Here is a 993-nt window from a genome sequence, read left to right on the forward strand (position 1 = left end):
GCGACGATCGACGCGCTCAAGAAGCTCGACTTTGCCGACAGCACGGCCACCGGCGAGGCCATCTTCACCGCCCTGCACGCGGTGAGCGCCCTGGCCATCACGGGTGGCGACACCCCGCCCCCGGCCCGCATCGTGCTGCTGTCCGACGGCGGGGAGAACGTGCCGCTGGACGCCAACGCCCCGCAGGGGGCGTTCACCGCCGCCCGGGCCGCCAAGGCCGCGGGCGTGCAGATCTCGACCATCTCCTTCGGGACGCCGTACGGCACCGTCGAGTACGAGGGCGCCACCATCCCGGTTCCCGTCGACGATCAGACGCTGCAGAAGATCTGCGAGATCACCGACGGCCAGGCGTTCCACGCCGACAGCCTGGAGTCGCTGAAGAACGTCTACTCGACCCTGCAGCGCCAGATCGGGTACGAGACCGTCAAGGGCGACGCCAGCCTGGCGTGGATGCTGCTGGGGGCGGTCGCGTTGGCCGGCGCGATCCTGGCCGGCCTGTTCCTGAACCGCCGGCTGCCGTCCTGACGATCAGACCGGCAGCCGCCGGTTGATCAGCAGCGCCAGCGCCGTCGCGATCAAGGCGGTGATCACGCCCAGGCGCAGCCACCCGGCGCTGCCCGGCCCGGCCACGGTGCGATAGCCGATGTCCTTCTCGATGGCGTTGTAGCTCTTGTTGAGCTCGGCGATGTTGCTGGCGGTGTAGGACTGCCCGCCGGACAGCTTGGCGATCGTCTTCATCTGGTCCGTCGAAACCGGGACGGCCACGCGCTGCCCGTCCATCTCGATCTCGCCGGTCTTGGTGCCGAACGAGATCGTCGAGATGGGCACCCCCTCGTCCCGGGCCAGCCGCGCCGCCGTGTAGACCCCGTCGTGCGGGTCGCTGGGATTGGACGGCTTGTTCTCCCCGCCGTCGGACAGCAGCACGATGCGGGCCGGGGGCGGGGTGTCGCCACCCGTGATGGCCAGGGCGCTCACCGCGTGCAGGGCGGTGAA

Annotated in this window: 2 pseudogenes; one reads left to right on the forward strand and one right to left on the reverse strand. The window is 70.3% G+C overall.

The features are described 5' to 3' along the window. Window positions 1-525 (forward strand): annotated as a pseudogene (locus tag A5691_RS18515) (VWA domain-containing protein); the annotation flags it as partial. Between the two features lie 3 nt (window positions 526-528). Here A5691_RS18515 and A5691_RS18520 read toward each other — a convergent pair. After that, window positions 529-993, reverse strand: a pseudogene (locus tag A5691_RS18520) (hypothetical protein); the annotation flags it as partial.

Source organism: Mycobacterium sp. E183 (assembly GCF_001667735.1).
Lineage (GTDB): Bacteria > Actinomycetota > Actinomycetes > Mycobacteriales > Mycobacteriaceae > Mycobacterium.